This window comes from Chromobacterium sp. ATCC 53434 (assembly GCF_002848345.1).
Taxonomy (GTDB): Bacteria; Pseudomonadota; Gammaproteobacteria; order Burkholderiales; family Chromobacteriaceae; genus Chromobacterium.
The window spans coordinates 1,578,274-1,599,449 of record NZ_CP025429.1 but is presented as its reverse complement, the minus strand read 5'-3'; the positions used below and the strand labels follow the sequence as shown (position 1 = coordinate 1,599,449).

General features: G+C 50.6%; 6 protein-coding genes and 1 pseudogene. All 7 read right to left on the bottom strand.

Annotated features, from left to right (window positions below):
- Nucleotides 1-104: 104 nt before the first annotated feature.
- On the bottom strand, nt 105-8,411 hold the full coding sequence (locus CXB49_RS07510) for a hypothetical protein (RefSeq protein ID WP_158300665.1): 8,307 nt from the start codon (nt 8,409-8,411) through the stop codon (nt 105-107).
- Between the two features lie 128 nt (nt 8,412-8,539).
- A pseudogene (locus CXB49_RS07505) lies at nt 8,540-9,535 on the bottom strand (IS256 family transposase); the annotation flags it as partial.
- Nucleotides 9,536-10,053: 518 nt separating this feature from the next.
- Nucleotides 10,054-11,100, bottom strand: a complete 1,047-nt coding sequence (locus CXB49_RS07500) for an IS630 family transposase (protein ID WP_101706528.1) — start codon at nt 11,098-11,100, stop codon at nt 10,054-10,056.
- Nucleotides 11,101-11,698: 598 nt separating this feature from the next.
- On the bottom strand, nt 11,699-18,589 hold the full coding sequence (locus CXB49_RS23320; protein WP_158300664.1) for a hypothetical protein: 6,891 nt from the start codon (nt 18,587-18,589) through the stop codon (nt 11,699-11,701).
- 256 nt (nt 18,590-18,845) lie between these two features.
- A complete protein-coding gene (gene sctL / locus CXB49_RS07460; protein ID WP_158300663.1) occupies nt 18,846-19,652 on the bottom strand; it encodes a type III secretion system stator protein SctL in 807 nt (268 codons plus the stop codon).
- A 53-nt stretch (nt 19,653-19,705) separates the two neighbouring features.
- Complete coding sequence (locus CXB49_RS07455) at nt 19,706-19,927, bottom strand: EscE/YscE/SsaE family type III secretion system needle protein co-chaperone (protein WP_101707804.1); 222 nt, start codon at nt 19,925-19,927, stop codon at nt 19,706-19,708.
- Between the two features lie 21 nt (nt 19,928-19,948).
- The gene (gene sctD, locus CXB49_RS07450; protein ID WP_101707803.1) at nt 19,949-21,175 is read right to left on the bottom strand and encodes a type III secretion system inner membrane ring subunit SctD; all 1,227 of its coding nucleotides are present in this window, start codon (nt 21,173-21,175) and stop codon (nt 19,949-19,951) included.
- Nucleotide 21,176 lies beyond the last annotated feature (1 nt).

Genomic DNA, 21,176 nt, shown 5'->3' with positions numbered 1-21,176 from the left:
CGATTTGCTCTAAAATAAAGATGGAAAATATTGAAATTGCAACCGCATAAAAACTGCCACTCCGTATAGGTGATCTGCTACTTCAATAAATTCTAGCCATTAAACTACCTTGCATCCTCTTCTCGCGGCAAGGCGCGTACGTTAGGAATGTGAAACTCTGTTCCAGCTTGAAGTTTTTGTTTATTAGGATTCACTACATCTTTCGGTATATTCTGATTATTTAAATTATAAAACTCCCGAAAATCCCCTGGGCGATGATGAGGAAATGCTCTCTGGAACAAATCCAAAACATCATAATAGGATTGACCTTCCTCACTGAAATAGCTCCCACCAGCCTCCATAGGATTTACCCAAGGCAGGTTAAACACTGTCCCCACTGGAAGGGGTTTATTTTCGTCATCAACTCCAGTTTCAAGAAAAATTTTCTGACGATTCACAGTGTCAAATGTACTAAGTTGCCTTGGCTCATATTTGGGAAACTGCCTTTTGAACATTTCTTTAACATCATGATAAGTTTGGCCTTCTTTACTTGAATAATTCTGACCATTCTTCATCACTTCGAACTCGGATACTGAAACATCTCTCCCCATAATCGTATCGGCGAAAACATCTATAGCCTCCACATCGCCTTGGTCAGTTTTAATTTCTACAATAGCCTCCACTGGAATTTCTTCCGGAAGAGGATTGCCTGATTGGTAACCTGGTATTTTAGATGCATCAATTACTACAACAACAGGTGTTTTTACAGCATCAGGGTCAACATTATGTCCGATGGTGTTTCTGAAGCTTAATGCCTGGACTGTCAGCGCGGAACTTCTCTCAGGCGATTTGAAGTTTAAATTACGATGAACCTGTCGTGCCTGATTCACGGCTTCTCTTTCATCATTTTTTCTAAAAGAAGGAACAGATTCACCATTCGAGCTGATCACTTTTACCATCACCTTGCCATCAGACCCTCTACGTGTTGACATAAGTGTTATGTCTGTGCCGATGTAGCGTTCGTTCTCATGGCCGGCTGCTGGTTGCGCTCCTGCTGAATTAGCTTCCGGTCCATTTACTTCAGATGCTACGGACTCATTTTTACCAAAAATAGACTCAACAATAGAAACTAAAGTTGGCGTGTACTCAACAGCAATATATCCTCCCGGCGCGCCTAACGTAGTATCTGGATCAAAAGCAGGCTGTGGTTTTATGCCAAGAAGCTTGATGAGGCGATCCCTGAGCTGTTCTACGGTCTTAGGCTTTGCCTGCGCACCGCCCTCAGAAACACTAACTTTATTGGCATCCGTGGCTGCGTCACTCTCAGTTGATGTCACTCCATTTCGACTCGGGCTCTCGCCCGATGCAATTTCTTTCACACGCGTACGTCTTAATTCTATTGCCGTCTCAATCCGCTGTGACTTATACCAAGCGGGGGTATTAATTGCCGATGCGTCATCTCCAAACTTATGATTGTCCCCAAAATAACCGCTCTTCTGTGCTGCATAAAAACCATTCTGCCAATCAACAGTTACCAGATCATTAGCAAAATTTTTATCCGATACATACTTCGCATTGAACTCTTGCTTATTATAGATTTTAATGGAATCAGCGCCAGGCGAACCAGATTGAATGTGAATGTAAGCATCTTCCTGTCCAAACTTCGATGCTTTCATAACAAGCGCTCGGCTCTTAGCACCCGTTTCGTTTGTTACGGTCACAAACCCCATTTGTACTTGATAACCTTCTTTTCTGAGCTTGTAAAAGACCGCACGATTTTTCAACTCGCCAGGCACGCTATCGAAATTGCGACTCGTAGAGAAAGTTCTACTATAAGCTGTTACACTGTCATCCACATTCCCGACAGCATTTCTTATAGCTGCCTTATTGAGAGGAGGGCTTCTAAGCTGAGAACCGTATGAGTAATCAGGCCGACTTACAGAACCAGGTCTTGCACCATTAGATGAGGAGCCCGGGACATCCCTAGCATTAGACCCAGAAATGGAATCGTCCAGTGTGGACTGACTCAGTCCTCCGCCTTTATTCTTAATACCAAATCCTTGTTTAACCTTCCCCTTCGCCCATATAGCCCACTCTTTAAACGATGCACCCTTAGGGGCATCTTTTATCAGGTTTTTTATTTTTTTAGCCACCGCTGGCATGGCCTCTCCCAGCTTTTGTCCGAGCCCTTCCGCGACCACAGATATCCAGGCATTTTTTAAATGCTCATCGGCCGCATCATTCCTGTCGGCACCAAAGGCCATAGCGAGTTCCGTTGTAGTGCCTGTCGATAAGGTAAGAAGCCAGCTCGCAGTCGCTGAAATTGGCGCTCCGCCCACCGCCAAAACTGGAAAATAAATTATGCCAGCCCGAGTCCCCCACTTGTTAATATTATTCATCCAGTAGTTAAGCCTCATCTCACCGGTTGAATATATCTGGTAGTCGACATCGGAAATCGCCGTCTCCTTATGCACATCGTACAGTGCTGCCGCGTAATCTCCACGCTGCGCCCCTACCAAGTTATTTGGTGATGCTAAAAGCGGTGCTGGCTTTAATAAGCTGCCTGTTCGGTTAACAACTTGCCCACCCCTGTCAACACTAGCACCAATCGCGTTGCCTCCAAAAACATTCTTAGCTTTTCTCTCATCAAATAATTCAAGCGTTCCGTCATCCTTCACGGTGCCAAAATTAGTTTTTGGATCCATGGCAGTTCTTAATGTTGAACAACCCCTTAGCGTATTAGAAAATTCTTGCGCAAGCTCCTTGTTCGCAAACTTAAAACTACGCCCTTCATCAACAACGCTTGCCTCATATACTGCGTTGTCAGTTAACGACACAAACAGGGCATTGCCATTGGATAATGGTATGCGAACCAGGTTGTTAAGACGTTTCCCATCTAGCTCAACTAGGTCAACTTCGCCATTTTTTATTTTTTGAAATACTTCATCGCCAATGTCATCATGATCCCTAGCATATTCCTCTACCGCCGAGAGCAAATTGCGACGATACGATGACAAAAGTTCCGACTTTACGTCTGGCCTGTCATAAAATGATTTAATTTCCTCGAAATAGGCTGCTTGCGGGTTTTCTCTATTTAGCACATCAACAATAATCTTATCATCCGTATTGTCCGACTCCGCATAATACTCATCCCAGTCGTCACTACCAATATCGCGAGCCCATTCTCTTGTCGCATATTGCAGCAGTGTGTACTCTCCCTTCTTTGTGGGAGCGTGTGCACCGTCGTCGGCTATCCACCCAGCTTGACTACTAGGCTCTACCCCCTTTTTCCATACGGTTACCTTTGCATTCCAATCGATTGTCCCCGTATATCCTGCCTCCCGTATTTTAGGCTCCATATAATCTTTGACCCATTGTTCAAGATTCCCCAGCCTACTCCTTTCGTCGTTGATATTTTCTATCTGGCTGGAGGCTGAATCAATGGCATTTTCGGGTTCGCTTGCTAAAGATAACGCGTTCCATAAAGGCCGACAACTGTCAGGAAGTTCTCCACTTCTTATTAAATCATCCAAAGCAGATACACTCCCTCTGCTACTCTCGTGGGCTGACACCATCCGCTGATAATAAATCACTGCAACTCTTTGCTTTTCTTCATCACTCTCAGGAACATGGTCTCGACGTCCCATGTATATATTTAAATCATCAACCAATCCAGCTGGAGTAGGTTTTCCACTTATTTTAATATCATCACTGCTGAAATCCGGAATTCTTGCCCCATTTTGATACCTAAAATCTAATGCAGCATCTAGGGGAAAGTCATAATAATGAGATGGATTGTTTACTGATTGCAATTTAGTATTTACATTGGACAGACTTACGTCATGCTTAAATTCAAGATACTCCACCCACTGCCTTGCCGTCATTTGCTTCGCCATTAGGCGCATTTTTTCCGGCCGGCTATTTCGCTCACGATAGGATTCAAGCCCCGCCTTTGCCGCATCATTACATTCTTTAGGATATTTTATATGTAAAACATTGCCGTTTTGGTTTTCCAACGCAGCTTTAAGGCTAATTTTTTTTGCCCCATACATGGGACTCGTCTGATAAACCTCAACCTCTGTATTCGGCAAGAGCTGTAGGTTATACTGGGAATTTATGCTCGCAATTATCTGTTCAGGGCTCTTTTGATCTATATTTTCCCGCTTTACAATTTTGCGTTTTGCTTGAGGAGAGCTATTTTCTTCAGGCGGCAGATCTTTGAGCTGTTCCACTCTGTCGCTCATTCGACGCTTTACGTCTTTCAGGGTAGCCTGCTCATCCACCGTAAGCTTCACAGAGGTCAACAATTTGTGGTCCGCATCACGGATAATCTGCGCCGCCTTGAGTATTTCTCTTTGTCGGGCCTGTATAGTGACACCCTTTGGCAGGATGCGTCCTTCTTCTTGGTCCGCCCGAAATTTTAGGTCATCAACAGGGGAGAGAGCGCTGGAATCCGGGCCTACTTCCGCAACTTCTTTATAATATTCCACCAGCGCCCGCAAAAATAATTCCGGCTCGGAATCATATTTATCCTGAACACGCTCAAAACCGACAGAGGAACTTGGATCACAATCATGCAGCGCAGCCTTTATTTCTGCCACTTTGCTGTCCGCCCTGGCGTTCAGAATATCGCGGTACATTTCCCGGCCTGCGTAGCCTACACTTTGAAACGCAACCGCACTAATGACCTCTTCCACCGGACTTTTTACCACGGTTCCCCAGCCGTCGCGCGCGCCCTTCACCGCCGCCAACCCCACATCAATAGCCAGCTTTGCCTCCGACGGCAGCAAAGGCTTCGCCGCCGCCAATAGCGTGTTCCTCCAGAATGCCGTTCTGATCGCCTTTGTCACATTATCCGGCAAGATCTCTCCCGGCTTGAGCGTGGCCCGCACCTGCTTGCCATACTCATGGTGCTCCATCCCGGTCGTCACGCCTTTGTATAGGCTTTTCACCACCGAAATAGGAAACGAGTAAAACTGCGACACCACGCTGCCCCCCAGCAACACCTTGGCGGTACGGGAGGCAACCTGTCCTGTCACGGAGCCGCCAGCCTTTTTCAGTGCGCGATCAACAAAGTTCGGATCCGCGCTCAACGCATCTTCCAGCGATTGCGCTTCCAGCATCTCGTTTGCGCAGGCCAGCAGATACTCGTTTTTCAGCCGTTCTGCAAAATAGCTGCCGCCCTCATCCCCCGTTTTGCCAAAGCGTCCGGACAGCCATGTGATATGCCGCTCAATGTCCGCGTCGAATTGCGCTATCATTTCCGGCGACGCCTCCTTAACCTGAGCGCGCAGTTCGGCAAATTTTGTCGCGATGTCCTTTATCACATGACTCTGGTGGGAAAACAGATCCAGACGCCTTTCGGTCAATTTTGCGGCGAGGAGCTCTGTTTTTCCCATCTCATCTCTGATTGTGTTCAGCGCTTGTTGGACAACATTCACCTCATGCTTGCGGTCTGTCTTATTGCCAAGGAGCTCCGGGCGCAGCTTCTGCTGTGGCTTCTCTGCGGACTTTGCATCGTGCAAAACGGTATCCAGCTCCGACGTTATCTTTGCGAGCGAGCCCTTCATTCTCTCGGCATCTTTTTCACTCAGTTTGGTGCCGACTACCCCGTCCTTCAGGTCCACCAGTTTGCGCTGTGCCTGGCTCAATAGAATCACCAGCTTCGGCAGGTTCTCATCCGCCGCGGCCAGCAAATCGCTCGCTTTTTTGAAATCATCACGCAGCGCCTTCGTCACATCGCGGCCGCCGCCTGCCTTCTGGAGCACTGCCTCCTGTGCGGCTTCAGACAGTTCATTCCAGCTGCCCAGGAGGCCCGCTAGCGCTGCCTGCACCTTGGGCATCCCGGCGACCACTGCTCCGAGAGGGGGATTTTCCGCCTTTGCCCATTCCGCCATCCCTCGATCGACATCCGCCAGCGCCTGTTGCATCTTTTCGAGCGGGAGACGTTGAGGCACGACCCCGCCAAGGGACGCCAGCGCGGTCCGCAAACCGCTCAAGTCAGCTTTCAGCTTCTGACGGTCGACTGCTTTCAGCTTGTCGGATGCGCTCAGGATGAGACGGTTGATTTCAGCAAGAGCATTGTTTGCCGCTTCACGCTCTTGTGACGGCACGCTCCCCTGTATCTTCCCCCAGGCTTTATTGATATGGCTGTGCGTATCCTTTACCGCCTGTATGTTTGAATGCAGCGCCTTGAACCTGTTGTTGAAAGCTGCCGGCACAGCGGAGCCTGCCGTTCCCGGCGGCGTTGCCAGACGGGATACCGAATCAGATATCTTCCGATGTGCCTGCTTGCACGCTTTCGCTACGTCTGCCAGCTGCTGGTTTAACGAATTGAGTTCCTTACTTTTCTTGCTGTTCGCCGGCCCAGTTAAAAGGAGCGCTTCGGCTAGCAGCTTTTCCCCCACGTCCTTCTGAGTCTTTTCGAGTTTGCTCAGCGCCTTATCCAGCTCCTTGCGCTGCGCTTGTAGATCAGCCAGCTTTTCATCCCGCAGCCCAGCTTTCGTTTTCGTCAGCTGTTCGTTCTTTAGGCTCAAATCCAGGAGGCGGTCATCGTGTTGCCGCGGTTTTGGTTTGCCCGGATCCAGCACCTCTCCGGTCGCCATCACCAGCTTCGCGGCCTGTCGTTTTACCAATTCCATATCCGCCCGCACCGCGCGCACAGCCTCCCGTACCCGCTCTTGATGCGCCTTCTTGTCCGGGGATGCCGGAGTAATTTTCCGCAGGACCTTATTTCCACCATGCACAAGACCGGAGGCTGTAGCCCGCAAGACTTGTTTCCCTCGAAAACCCATGGCTGAAAGCATTGCGGTTATCTTGTCATCTGCTGATCCCAGATGCTTACCCACCCACTTTTCTAACGGCTCAAAGACGGAAGGATTGCCCACCAGCAGCGCCTTGGTATTCTTTAACAGGATGATCTGCTGGCGGATGTCCGTTTCCATCTGAAGGTAGAGCTCGTGACCGAAAGATTTGTGTTCGAGACTGACTTCCATAGACTCTCTCAGGCTCTTCGCCTTTCCCTTCAGCTTTTCCTGCGCTTTGGTGAGAGCGCTGAGGTTATCCTCCAACATCTTCGCCATGATGGCCTTGTCTTGCTGCAATGGAATACTCGTTGTCCTGACTCCCTCCGACATAGAAGAAAGCCCCTCCAGCACCCCGCCAGCCTGAGAAAGGAGTATGTCCCCTTGCTTTAGCGAATTGGTCAACTCAACCAGCCTCTCGGCTATCTTTTTCATCGGTTCCCGTTCGTGCTCCAAGGACCGAGGGAGCAGCTCTCTGGCCTTCCCGCAGATTTCCTCCAGAGCGGCAGCGATATCCCTCGTCTGCGGAATGTTCGCCTCGTCCACCAGATGGTCCAGCGCCTTCTGGGCCTCCTGCAGCTTGCTTTGATTAGGCTGCGTATCTTTTTCGTATACGAACCGCTCTGCTTTCATGTCTTCCAACGCCGACCTGCACGTTTTTTCAAGCTCATCGTAGTGGCTCGACAGGCCTTTGTGTAACGCCTCAGTCTCCTTGGTCCACTTTCCGGTATCGATTTCTGCCAGGCTCAGGAAGAGCTCAGTAAAGTCAATACACCTTAGGGCTTTTGACAACTCTTTGATCGTGGCTTCCGGGGCTTCAGGCAGGGGAACATCGTGGTTCATCTTATGAGCGACAATGCCTTTCAGCTGGGCATCCGCATTCTTCAGCGCGATAGACAATCTCTCCAACGCCGGAATGACATTCAAGGTCCACTTCTTCTGCTCGTCAGTCCGCCCGCCTGTCTTCTTCGCCAGCATCCCGGTGAGCGCATTCAGGGCTCCTTTGGCTTTTTTCGTCACGGACATCTCGTAGCCGCCGGCAGCCGTGGCCCTTTCCATCTGAACGAGACGGTCAGTCATGCTCTTGTCACTTATGTTCAGATACTGGCGATTCTTGCCCTTGTTAGCGAACTCCTCCCACACCGGCAGATGCTCCTGGACGGCAAGAAAGGTGGCGGACAGCTGCTCGATCCGCGCAAAGTCGGCACTTGCAATCCGGTCGTCACAAGGCTTGCCCGTCTCCAGTAAACGGAACATGGCTTTCGCCAGAACGGTGATTTGTTCCTGCGCCATTGGCGGTTTCGCCATCGAGGCCAGCGTGGCCGCCTGATCCCCTGTCGCCTTATCATCCGGCAAGGTGAAGCTTATGCCGGTTTCGGCCTTTATCCATCCCGCCACATCCGGTGACTGACGACAGATGCGGCTGAACAGCATGCCGCTGGCTTCAGACTGGGTCCAGTCACCTCCTTCCGCCTTCTCAATGAAGTCACACAGCCGGGCGAGAGACCACTGCGGAAAATCCGGCATGACTGTAGCGCTGTTGTGGCGGTTATTTACCGGAGCAGTAGAGGAAGCACTGGCAGCAGAAAGGTGTTGGGAGTCAGAATTGCGTAGGGAATTGATGGCCATGACAGTGCCTTTATCGACGATACAGAAATATCGATAAATATATCCCTGAAGCTATAGGCGTTTTGTCGGAAACGTCCGTCAGCTTTCGAAAAAAGCCTGTCCGAATTTTTGTGTAAACGGGGTTTGGGTTACGCCTGTGGAATGCGTTCCTCGAACTGAATGGTAAAGCGAGTCAGCGCTGCCTTCCAATCCCGAATCGGCATGGTCCACTTCTGACTGATGTTCCTCAGCGCCAGATAGAACAGTTTCAGCAACGCCTCATCACTCGGGAACGAGCCCCGATTCTTGGTCAGCTTTCGCAGACTCATATTCACCGACTCGATGGCATTGGTGGTGTAGATCACTTTCCTGATCTCCGGCGGGTAGTCGAAGAATGGCGTTAACCGAGCCCAGTTGCGCCGCCAGGACTGACCAATCGGCAAATACTCATCATCCCACTTGGCCTCAAACTCACCTAGCCGCTGCTCAGCTTCGTCGAGGGTGGCCGATTGGTAGATTCGTTTCAGGTCGGCGGCTACTTCAGCACGCCGCTTCCACGACACGTAGTTCAGGCTGTGTCGCACCATGTGTACGATGCACAACTGCACGGCTGCTTTCGGGAAGACCGCCTCGATAGCCTCCGGGAAGCCCTTCAGGCCATCGACGCAGGCGATAAAGATGTCCTGTACGCCCCGGTTACGCAGTTCGGTCACGACCTGAAGCCAGAACTTGGCTCCCTCCGTCTGCGCCAGCCACATCCCCAGCACCTCCTTCTCTCCAGCCAGGGTAACGCCGATGGCGAGATAGACGGCTTTTACGCGTACAGCCCCCTCACGTACCTTCACGTGGATGCAGTCGAGGTAGATGATTGGATAAACCGAATCGAGAGGGCGAGCCTGCCAAGCTTTGACCTCTTCGGTGACGGAATCCGTGATGGAGGAGATCAGGCTGGGTGAGACCTCTGTGCCATACATTTCTTCCAGATGGGCCTGAATTTCCCGAACAGTCATCCCCCGGGCGTAAAGCGAGATGACTTTGTCGTCGAATCCGGTCCAGCGGGTCTGGTGCTTGGGAATGAGTTGCGGCTCAAAGGTACCCTGGCGGTCGCGTGGTACCTCGATAGGCAATTCACCGAACTCGCCCTTCGAAAACGGGCAAGCGTCATTGTTCTCGCCGCAGATTCTCTCTCGTTGACGAGAGTAAAGGACATACAAACACATTCAGATCAAGGAATCCTTGCCATACTTCACTGCTGTACGATAGCCAACAACCCATAACTCAATCGAATTGCTCACTTACATTCAGAGAAAAAATTACCAATGGCGTTTTCAACAGTACTTTTCCGAGTTCAATACTGGCGTCAACTTCAACACGTAACTCTGAGTAAGCAATAAACCCCTGCTTAATCTCCTGATATTGTTCCGGACATACATACAACGTCCACTTTCCGCTACCAGACAATTTACTGATCCGCTCTCGCAAAAGATTAGCAAGCAGCTGAGGTGCATTTTGTTACCCATACAATTCCTCAAAGACCTGAATTAAAATACTACGCAACTGCTCCTCTAGCCGCTCGATAATCTTGCACTCTAAATCCTGCTCGTTAATTAACCACTCAATCGCACCGGCTATTAATCCGGCAGTCAAATACCGTACAGAAAGCTCATGCCGCGTAGCGGATTTTTTCATGCCGGAAGTACGACCGGATTCTGGCCGGCTGCTTCTGCAATGAGCGTAAATGGGACAGCACTTTCCCTTGAAGTTGACCGTCTGATCGAACCGGCTCACCTGCGCTCATTCTGGCCTTCAGGTCGCCGTTCAAGTATTCATCCGGGTTCAGTTCCGGTGAGTAGCTGGGCAGGAAGAACAACTCAATCGCCTTCTTGTTCTCTTCCTCCTCCAACCATGCTTGCACCAGCTTGCTGTGATGCACGCGCAAGTTGTCGAGGATCAAGAACACCTTCTTGCCGCCAGCATCACGGATCAGCCGCATCAGAAACTTGATCAGCACCCGGGCCGTCAAGGTCTCCCGGTACAGCATGAAGCGCATCTTGCCTTGGTTGGTAATGGCCGAAATCAAGTTGATGCGCGCTCTTTTCGATTGGGATAACACCAGAACTGGGGTTTGGCCTTTTGGGGCGTAGCCACGCGGAAAGTGCTCAACACTCGACACCGCCGATTCGTCGCCCCAGCTGATTTCAGCCATTTCCGCTTTGGCACGCGCGACGATAGCCGGGTATTCCTCCTTGAGCCATTTCTCGACTGCTGCCGGTCGCTGCTCATAAGCGCGTTTGAGCGGGCGCTGCGGCGTAAAGCCCCAGCGGGCCAAGTACAGACGGACAGTACGGATCGGCAGATCGATCAGAAACATCTGCTTGATTACAGCCTTGACCGCCTGAGCACTCCACAGGGCAAACCTCAGCTTCATCTGGTCTGGCGTGCGATCCACGATGTCCTGCTTGATCCGGGCTTCCTGCGCCTCGGTCAGCCGACGGCCGGTGCCTTCGGCGCGACCGCGCTTCTGTTCTTTGAATCCCTGCGCACCTAGTGCTGCCTCACGCACCACCCAGGCGGAAATGGTGGGGCGGCGCAGCCCGAGTTCTTCGGCAATACTGGCTTGAGACCGGCCTCGCTTGTACATCCGGATAGCGGTACGCCTCAGCTGCTCACGGGCGGCCAGTTCAAGCTTGCGCACATCGATTTTTTCCATGCCGGAAGTATACAATCTGTACGGATTATTACTGCCGGATTAATACCGTCTGCTGCGTAAGGTTGGAGCCTGCCGCTCAACGCCTTCCAGCCCTGTCAGCCATGCAGCTTCGCTTATTTCGTCTACATTTCGTACCGCCGATCGATCTCGCTCTTGGCTGCCTCCCGGATTTGCTCCACCTGCGCCTGAGCTTGCGCAACAATCTCACCCGCCTGGATGTAATCGACCAAGTCATTGGCAAGAATGATTGGATGCCGAAATTGCGAATGCCATTCACAGCAAGGCATTGGAGGCCGCACGCAAACACGCGATATCTCTTCACTGACTGGTTTATGCCTATTGGGAAATCGAAATTTAAAATACCTTGCACGTTCAAGAACTTACCCAATCTTCGACTTGGTCCTTTCTGAAACCAGCCTAATTCTTCGATATTTACGGCCATCCAAACGAAAAATAACAGCGACCATGCACCTTATAGAGCATGACCGCTGTCCAGGTGATTCCAAGATCAAGTAGAATTTCGGTTAATTCTCATTCACCATTCTTAGAACAATACAATTAACCAAGTAAAAACATAATCTGGCCCAGCTTACCCAACTCAGACTGCTGCCTGGCTTGTGCTCATTTGCGATGAGCTTTCTGCTTGAGTTGATTGAGACCTATTTCGAAGAACCAAGGAAATGGTAAAGACGGTATTATTTTTCTCAGACCCAGCTTCTCTCTTATTCCTCGGGCGAAGTGGAAGAGATATCTGCACCTTACCTTGGATACGAATCTCTTCGACTATCTTTCCTAAACCATGATCACCTAACATACGTATAGGAGCCTGTAAGTTTGGTGTACTTAGCATTGCAAAAAATGCATCTTTAGTTGGACCTGATGGCTTAAGTATTATTGGATTTTTAATACTATTCAGTATCGTTGCCTTCCCAAAAGTGCGCGCCATGGTTTCAGATGTAGCATCATTAGCTATGCCTGATATAGTTATATAGTTCAACTTGCTGAACGCATCATCGCCACGCTTTTTTATGAATGCTTCCATAACTTCATTTACCTGGAGAGGAAATCCTCCTGTTTTATCAGCCTTATCGCTTAGAATTTTCTTTATTTTCGCTGCGTCGGTGATATCCGCTTTTGTCGTATCACGCGCCTTGTACGTTTCGTCAACAACAAAAACTTGCCCATCATCCGAGTATCTGAACTGATAAACAGTTTCCTTTACCTCACTTCCAATCACCTCCAGATCCCAGCCCTTACCTGGAAGCATATTTTCCTGCCCATCCTTTATGAAGGGTGCCTTAGCATTTGGATTAATTACTTCCTCTTTATACCTTTGGCCATACCACGTCCCCACCCTTTCATCCAATTTCTCACGAGAACTTTCAAAAAACTGCCGATATTTCTCCCCACCCTTTTTTACATCACTCTCCCACAGCCTATAATTTTTAAATTGCTCGCAATATTTCTCCTCATTGAACTTATTGGACTCATCAAATATTGGTCCACTCTTCCTGGGATCTACCATTTTCTCATCGATCGCTCTTTCTAATTCTTTTACTTTTTCAGATGAAATCCCGTTAGCTATGGGCTTTTTATATCTATAATTAATTTCTCCTCCTTTGTTACTTGTGCTTGGAACCACTGGTTTGGGCATTAATCTCCCTGGTTGCGGTGGTTGCGGTGGTTGCGGTGGTTGCGGTGGTTGCGGTGGTTGCGGTGGTTGCGGCGGTTGCGGCGGTTGCGGCGGCGGCGGCGGTGGCGGCGGTGGCGGTAAGCAGTTGCTACCGGTCTCTCGCTTGCTTCGATTTCCGCCTGGCGCGCAGAAATCAACGTGTTTATAGGGCGCCCGCTTGCCTGCGCGCATCACAACCGGCTGTTTTCGTCCTAGAGGCTGATACAACGCTTGGGTTTCTTCTATGACCTCACCCGGCACGAGCTGGCTACTACGCAAGTTCATAGACTTGCGACCAGCCACCGTCAGCGAGGTGGTTTTGCCCAGATTATCAAGTTCAGTCTGCGCGAGTCGTCTAGCTTGCTCCACATAATTTGCCGGATTATTCGTCGGCGTTCTCTGTAAATTCGTTTGCAGTAAATCCCGGAATTTTTTTACACTGTGCGCGATAGGTGCTGCCAAGAGCTTAGGATCAATAGGAGAAATAGCATCCGCGCCAGCGTAAACTACATAGCCGAGCCCCTTCAAACCAAGTTTTCCAAACTCTTGGTTTTGCATCAATGTCTTCAGCACCCCGATGGTCAAGGCTTTTCCGGTAAGTTTTTGTCTTAAATTCTCCAAAATCGCCTGTTTGAGAATGGCCTGCCCCGACTTTCCTAGCTTGCCGATGCTGCCAATCGCCGGCAAGACACTGGTGACAATGCCTACCGCATCCCAGACTATGCTACTGACATCCAGCTTGTGTTCTTTATCATTAATGGAATCCCTGATCTCAGTATAAAACGGCACCAAATCCAAAATGAAGGTCCAGAAATTTCGATCTTTATACGCCTCTTTGATCACCCCCACCCACGTAGTCAAATTAGATTTTACAACTTCGTCCGCAACTCCAAGCATCTCTTTTCCATCACGAGGATAATCCCGGTAGATGGTCGTTTTCCCATTACTCAAACTAACCGGCGTAACCTCTGGCTTAGGGCCAAGCAGTATAGGGTAGCCTTTTTTATTTTCAGAGTTGATAAGCACCTTATCGGCCTTTTCTCCCAAAATCGGACGCAAAACTGAATCAATCAGAGCCTTGCCCTCTAGTTCGGCCGGTACATTGCGCTCAGGCAACACTTTTTTGATATTACCTCTTGAATCTCTTACTCTTGAATCTCTTATTTCCTGCAAAGTGCGGCTTTCATTCACTTCGTCCGTACTGAAAACTTTTGCACTTAGATCAAAATCCAAGCCAGAAATTGCCACAATTCGGCCATCTGTCAATGGGATAAATCCAATTGTGCCGGTGGAGCTAGTTGGTGAATTAAGCATGGTTTCAAATTTATTTGACTTATCTCTCTTTTCTCCATTCTCTAACTTTTTAAGAATTGTAGAGTCGGCCTTAAAAAAGACATGCAATTCACCGTAAACAATATGCTTCGGCCTCATCTGACTGATATCATAATCCGTCAAGCCAGCGCTAATTAATGCACTGTAAGAAAGCTGCCTAGCATCATAATCAATTGAATCGCTTTTATAATCCGTAAATTGATTGTAATAACTCGCCCACGTCTCCGAATCCCCACTTCTCTTGAAAGAATGCATTGCTTTATAATTAGCAGGCTTAACTTCAGCAAATCGTTTAAAGTAATCCGTATCTTTCGAACCCAAATCAACAGACATTCTGGCTAACCAGCGCGTGTAATTCGATGATGCAGCAAGGCTATTCATTTTTTCATTGGCTATGGCAGCAGCCTTCAGCAAATAAGACTTCGCCTCACTGGAAACAGCAGCATCATTGAGAACTTGAGAAAAGGCAATGATTTTTTCGTCGTCATCCAGGCTTTCATCTCCATCGCCATATTCCTGAATGAGCAATTCAATCGCTACCTTTTTTGCTTCAAAAACAATCTGATCACCCTTATACTTTCCTCGCAAATCACCATAGGAAGTCAGTCTTTTATTGATTCCATAATTTTGCATCTCCTCAACAAATAAGTTAGTTAGATGAAGCTTTTTCATCTGCAAAAGCTCAATATTAGCTTCGTTCTCCTGCTTTCCCTCACTAGCCAATCGATAAATCTCCTGCCCCAACTCTCGTACTCGCTGTTTGAATGCATCTTCAAATACGGTGGGCAGGTTATTGAATCCTTGGCTCAAAGAATGACTATCAATCAAACCCCAAAACTGGCGCTCCTCTTCCACAATAGCTTTACGCCAACCCTGCGTTTTTTTATCAGAATTAATTCCATTTAAAAAACCAACCTCGGATTGATCTCCTTTCAACCAGGCTTGACGTTGCGCCAAGTAGATATCGTCGGCAATATCCGGAACTTCGAAAGCTAATTTCAAGTTAGCATGAGCCGTCTGGATTCCAGCTACACGATTCAGATAAGCAGCATCTGAACTCCGCGACAATCGCTCCAATACTTGCTCTGCCGCCGATATCACTCCGAGAATTATGGCAATACTAGCTTCACTATCGCTCCCTACCGAATAAATCGATGTTCCCTGCTTTTCTATTTCCGAGTTAATAAACGCTTGCAAGCGCTGGTGAAAATTTATCAAATACTGATTTTTAGTCACTGCCGATGGAGTTTCTTCCCCTGCCGACGGGGCATTGGCATCCCACAGCTCTGCAAGCTTGATTGCCACGTCATCATTGTACTTTGTGAAATCCAGCTCTTTCAAAGCGGCAAGCTCAGCTTGACTGGCAACAACCTGCCCCGCAACAGGCTCAGCCTTCTTATACTGCCAAACATGGAATTTACTAAGCGAGTCCTGCAGCCCATCAGCCAACTGCCACAAACTTTGCAGCGCGGCCTGAGCGGCCTGAGAAGATTCGTTTTTTATTTGCTGACGTTCATTTTCCGCCACGAAAGCGCGAAAAAGCTGAATACTCTTGACCAGCAGAACAATATTCATCTCTGACTGATTAAATGCATTCATGACCTCTGGTGTAGCAAGAGCCTTTTGAATAATTCCATTAAACTCATCACGAATGCGAGGGTCAAATTCCTTTCTATTTAATGCGACCGACATCAGATAGGGAAGGGTTCGATTCTCCACGGGTGGATTTTCATCTGACTGATCTTCCACTTGTGACAAGCTTCTTTTAGATATGACATGATTTTTAATTCCGAATTGACCCTCTCCCGTCACCGCATCAGCAAAAAACCTACGAAGCTCACCTACCGCCAATTCATTGCCAGCCTGATTCTCTTCCGTTACTCCAGCGTTAAAAATATCAATGGGGCTATCCACTTTCAATTTATTAATGATGGCAGTTTCCTGATTAAATTCCTCATCGCTGATTTTTGATGGTGGGCTAATTTTTGATGGTGGCTGCTGATCTTGTCTCGCCCAACTATAGATAAACACCCCGCCTGCGGCCATAGCAGCGATACCTAGAAAGAGCGGCGCTTTCTGCTGCCACGCTCCGGGCTCGATAACCGATGTAGTCGCGTGCGATATGAACGAACTAGTTTCATCATTAACAATATTCACCGGGGACTTCACAAGCATTTCTTGCGAATCATTCGGCGAATCCTGCGTTCCTTGTCGGGTGCTCCATAGCCCGTAACCAATAGCCGCCATGCCCAGAGCTTCCAGGCTGATGCCGCCAGCCAATTTCCAATTGGAGGCTAACTTAGATGGCTGGGTGGCTTGAGTGGAAACCCGCGATGCCGTACTTGCTGCCTCCGTAACGGGCAAAAAACTCCACGACTGCTGTGCCAATGAATCGAAAGCGGACATGGCGGCATCAGCCAACCAGTTCGCCATGTGCTGGGATAGTTGCTCGTATGCCCTTCGAGAACTGTCGCTATTGATTTCTCCCAGCGCAGTCAACCACCGATCCCCCAAAGTCAGCCAGGAGTCGGTCGCCGGCTGCACGCCAACGCGATCAGCCGCCTCTTTCAGATCCGGCAACAAAGGAATCAAATCGATCAGTTTTTCCAACTGAGGGTAATTCCGTACTACCTGATAATCCTTAAGTTGGCGCGCCAATAGTTGCAACTTTTCCTCGGCCTCTACACGGCTCCCACTATTGAAAGCTTGATAGACCTGCCAAATCACCCTCGAATTCAGGTATTGGCTGTAAACGGACTGCAAGGCTTTGTTCTGGGTTTGATCGTGGGCGACGAACCATTCCAACGTCTGTTCCCAACTAGTGTGGTTTTGCAAGGCCTCCGCATACTGTACAGTGGCGGCCGCCAACGGATCTTCCATCAACATACCAACCAGATAAGGCTTGGCCGCTGCGACAAGACTACTAGCTATGCGCTGAAGCTTGCTGATGCTGGCCCAGCTTTCGGAAGCAGAGCTTTCACGATAGAAATTTTTAAACTCCTGAGCGACATGGTCAGGCAAATAGCGACCCGCGACCTGATTGATCGCCCACTCCCCCAAGCCGGGCGCGGCGGCTTTGCCAAGGTCCAGCATCAATGATGCCCAGGATTCTGGATTCCGGTTCAGCGTCAACAGGTGATTCAATAAGGTGATCGTTCCCGAATCCGCCCCCAGCGCGCCCTGGAAATCCCGAATCCAGGGCAGCGCCGGACTCTCGCCCAAGACACTCAGCAGCCACAACGCCTGCCCTCCGAGACCACTGTCCGGCGGACATCGGCTCAATTGATCGGCAAGCTGGAAGGCGGCAAGCAATTGCTCCGAGTGGGCTGAACTACCCAGCAGCATATCCAGGTGCGGTCGCAATGACTCCCTCAACTCCGGCTGCCCCAGAGTTTTGGCAAACCAACCCAAGCGCTCCACAAGCGTGCCATCTGCAGGATAAGGGGTAACCTGCTGTACGCGCGCCAGCGCTTGCCCCAAATGAAGCAAGGACGGATCGAGCCATTCCTTCAGCAGCGGGTTGTCTGCCAAAATGCCAAGATAAGCATCCAAACCAGATGTTGAAGGTAATGATTGCCAAACCAATACCTGACCTAGGGTATGTCTCATTGAGCCCAACCCCCGAGCCATCCCATCCAACCAATCTTTATCCAACACTCGCGTTAACTGTCGATCAGCCAATAGATGCTCCACCGTCGTCATCAGCTCAAGCGCCTTGCCCAGCACGGAGGGCTGATCCTTCACTGTCGACAGGCTATGCTCCAATGACGCCCACTGCGTACTTACGCTTTTCAACCAAGGACTCACTGCATCCAGATAAGCTTTCAACTGCCGGCGCGCCCCAGCTCCCACACCTTTGCTGCCCTCCAACCGCTTGCCGAGCCGGTCCAATGCCTCGCCAAGCTCTTCCAGTTTTCGTTGCGGAGTGTAATTTCCTTGGTAAGTGTGGCACAGCTCATCGTAACTCTCCTTGAGCTCAGGGAGATTCGGTATGGGAATCGCCTCTATAAAAAGCTTTTCAACAACCTTTTCCAATACCTTCCAAGCCATGTCTGACAACATGCTTGCAGCGGTCAGCCCATTTTGAGGAGCAGGAGACATCTCCACCTTTTTCTCGGAGCAAGAAAAAGCAGAAAGGTAAGCCTCTGGATTCTGCTCCACCTCCTGAATCACCCTTTGGGCAAATTCCTGCAAATATGCAGGCGCATCTTGCCCTTTGCTCCGCCAGTCATAGATCTCCAGCGCCTCCAGCATGTCATCGTTGTTATCATAATGCCGGGATAGCGATTGCTGTTCAGAATGCAGTTTCCCTGCCACCATCTTTATTAGTGCTGCGCTGCCTTGATCCCACAGGCCTTCTTGCAACTTGTCAGTTTCACGCTTGAGTTCTGGATAGTAAGCCAGAGAGGTTTTGGGGGTTTCAGTCTGACTGTGGCTCGAAATATATTGAGGCACGCGCGATGCCAGCTTGGAAGAAATGATCATACTGATGACCTCTAAATTTCGGTTTGGATAGTGTTCGTCAAGATGGTGTAAGTTTTCACCCCCTCAATTCACTCTCCAGGGCTTCTTAGGCAAATATCACTCTCTGCCGATAGCCTACCCTGACGAACTCACACCACCATCGTGAACTCTAGCGAAAGGCTAACAAATAATCTTCTTGAAAAATGCTACGCCTTACACATCTATGCGATCATTTTTAAAAACACTGTGCAAGAGTAATATTATAATTTGGCGTCTTTTACTCATGAATTGCCTCAGCCGCAGAAATAACAACAGTTTCCAAAACAACACCTGCGCTCATGAAATCCCCACCACGTGCCTCTATAAAATCCTCAGGAACAAGAGGGAGCACGCCTTGCTGCGGATCATTGCTATCAGATAACTGTCTTCGCCATGCCTCACGACTGTGAGATAACAAACGACTCATAACCCAATCGAATTGCTCATCTAAATTTAGAGATAAAATTGCCAATGGTGTCTGCAGCAACACTTTTCCTGATCCAAGGCTTGCATCAGGCTCAATTCGCAATCTGGGGTATGAAATCAATGCCTGCCTAAGCTCATCATATTGCTCGGAAGAAACATACAGCATCCACTCTTCATCGCCTGATAATTTCTTAATGCGCTCTCGCAAAATATTAGCAAGCAGTTGCGGTTCACTTTGTTTCCCATACCATTCTTCGAACACCTGGACTAAAACTCCACTCAACTGCCCTTCCAAGCGTTCAATGATTTTATTTTCCAACTCCTGCTCGGCAATCAACCATTCAACAGCCTCCGCCACGGCAAATTGCCGCAACCCAGGAGCCTCTTCTTCGATTCTGTCCATTCCCGTTTGCCATGCGGCTTCGCTTATTTGTTCATACATTCCGTACAACTGCTCTATCTCTCTCTCTGCAGCCTCGAGTATCTGCCTCGCCTGCACTTCCGCTTGCGCAACAATCTCGCTCGCTTTGACATAGCCGGCCATATCCTCGGCAGGAATGATGGTCCCAAGCGGCGCATTGCCCGGCAGTTTCGTGATGGGGAGGGAAAGCGGAGTCATGAGGCATCCAATTCTGGGTAAGCGGGTAGTCGCCGTCGTTTCGGCAGGCATCGTTAGGGGTGATATCTGCGCCACAGGATGGCGATGACTCGGCCAGCCTGCGCGCAGGCGGCTTGCAGCAGGGCGAGCTCCTGTTGCCGTTGCTGGCTGTTAGGCTGACGCAGTTGCCGTTGCAATTGGACCTCGCCGGCCTCCAGCCGGGCGAGCAGCGCATCGCGCACCGCGCCATGCGCGTCGCGTCGCAGCGCGTCTTCCAGGTGGGTGATACGGGCCATCGGTTTTTCCTTATCGATAAGCTAGAGATGAAGCGGAATGGAGACCAGCCGCTGTTCCTGCATCAGGGTCAGCGCGGTGTGGCTCAAGGCGTAAATCCGGTAGCCGCTGGGCAGAGTGCCGCCTTGTTGCAGGCGCATGCCGTTGGCCAGTTCCAGGTAGATGGAATTCGCGTTGCCGCCGACACTGACGATGGCGGCCGGCAGGATGTTCGCCGCCGGCGCCGCGGCCGGGATGTTCTGGAAACGAGCTTTCAGCCGCGGGCCATCGGCATTGAAGGCCGCCGCAGCCGCCGCGACCGCGCGGGTGCGTTCCGGCGCCAGCTGACCGCTGATCAGTAATTCATGGCCGGATACGGCGATGCTCAATCCTTCCAGCAAACGCTGGCGGTGCAATGTGTCCACCAGCCGGCCGAACAGCTCGGCGCGGTCGTTGACCACGCGCCAGCCATTCAGCGCCGGCATCGCGCGCAACTGCGCGCTGGCGCGCAACCAGGCGGCGTTGGCCTGGATGGCGCCATGGATGACGACTTGATCTGGCGCGGGGCCGGCGCTGACTTCCACTTCTCGGTAACCGTTCAGTTCCAACACTTGGCGCACTTGCCGGCGCAGGGTATCGGCGCCCAGGCTCTCGTCTCGGAAAGTCAGGCCTTGCTCGCGCAACCGTCCGCGCAGCCGCTCTATGGCTTGCGATGAGGCGCACAAGCCGCTCAGCCGGACCACGCCACGCTCGTCGAGTTCGGCCTTCAAGCCGGCCAGGCTCGAATCCGCCATCTCCCGCGCCAACCAGGCCTGCGCATTGAACGGCGGCGGATCGACCGGCTTGGGCCACAGCAACAAAGTTGCCGCCAGGGCGACGCAGATCAGCACGATGCCGCCTGCCAGCCGCCATGGACGCGCATCAGGCGGCTGGGCCGCAACGACCTCCTCCGACCTTCGCGGCGGCAGTTGCAACATCGCCAGCGCGCCCTCGGCCTCGGACAGCGCCAGCCCTTGCCCGGCCAGGTCTATCGCCCGGCCGATAGGCAACGGCTGGCTGGCGTCCCATGGCAGGCCATCGACCCAGACCGGGACCGGTGGCGCCATCGTCACGCCTTCCTCCGTCACGCTCAGCACGGTCGCGGCGCCCTGCTCCAGCGCCAGCGCGATATCCGGATCATCGCCGCCCAGACGGACCTCTCCCGCCGGCAGTTCCAGTTCCCGGCCCGCCAGCGGGCCGTTGAGCCATTTCAATCTGAACAAGCATTCCATA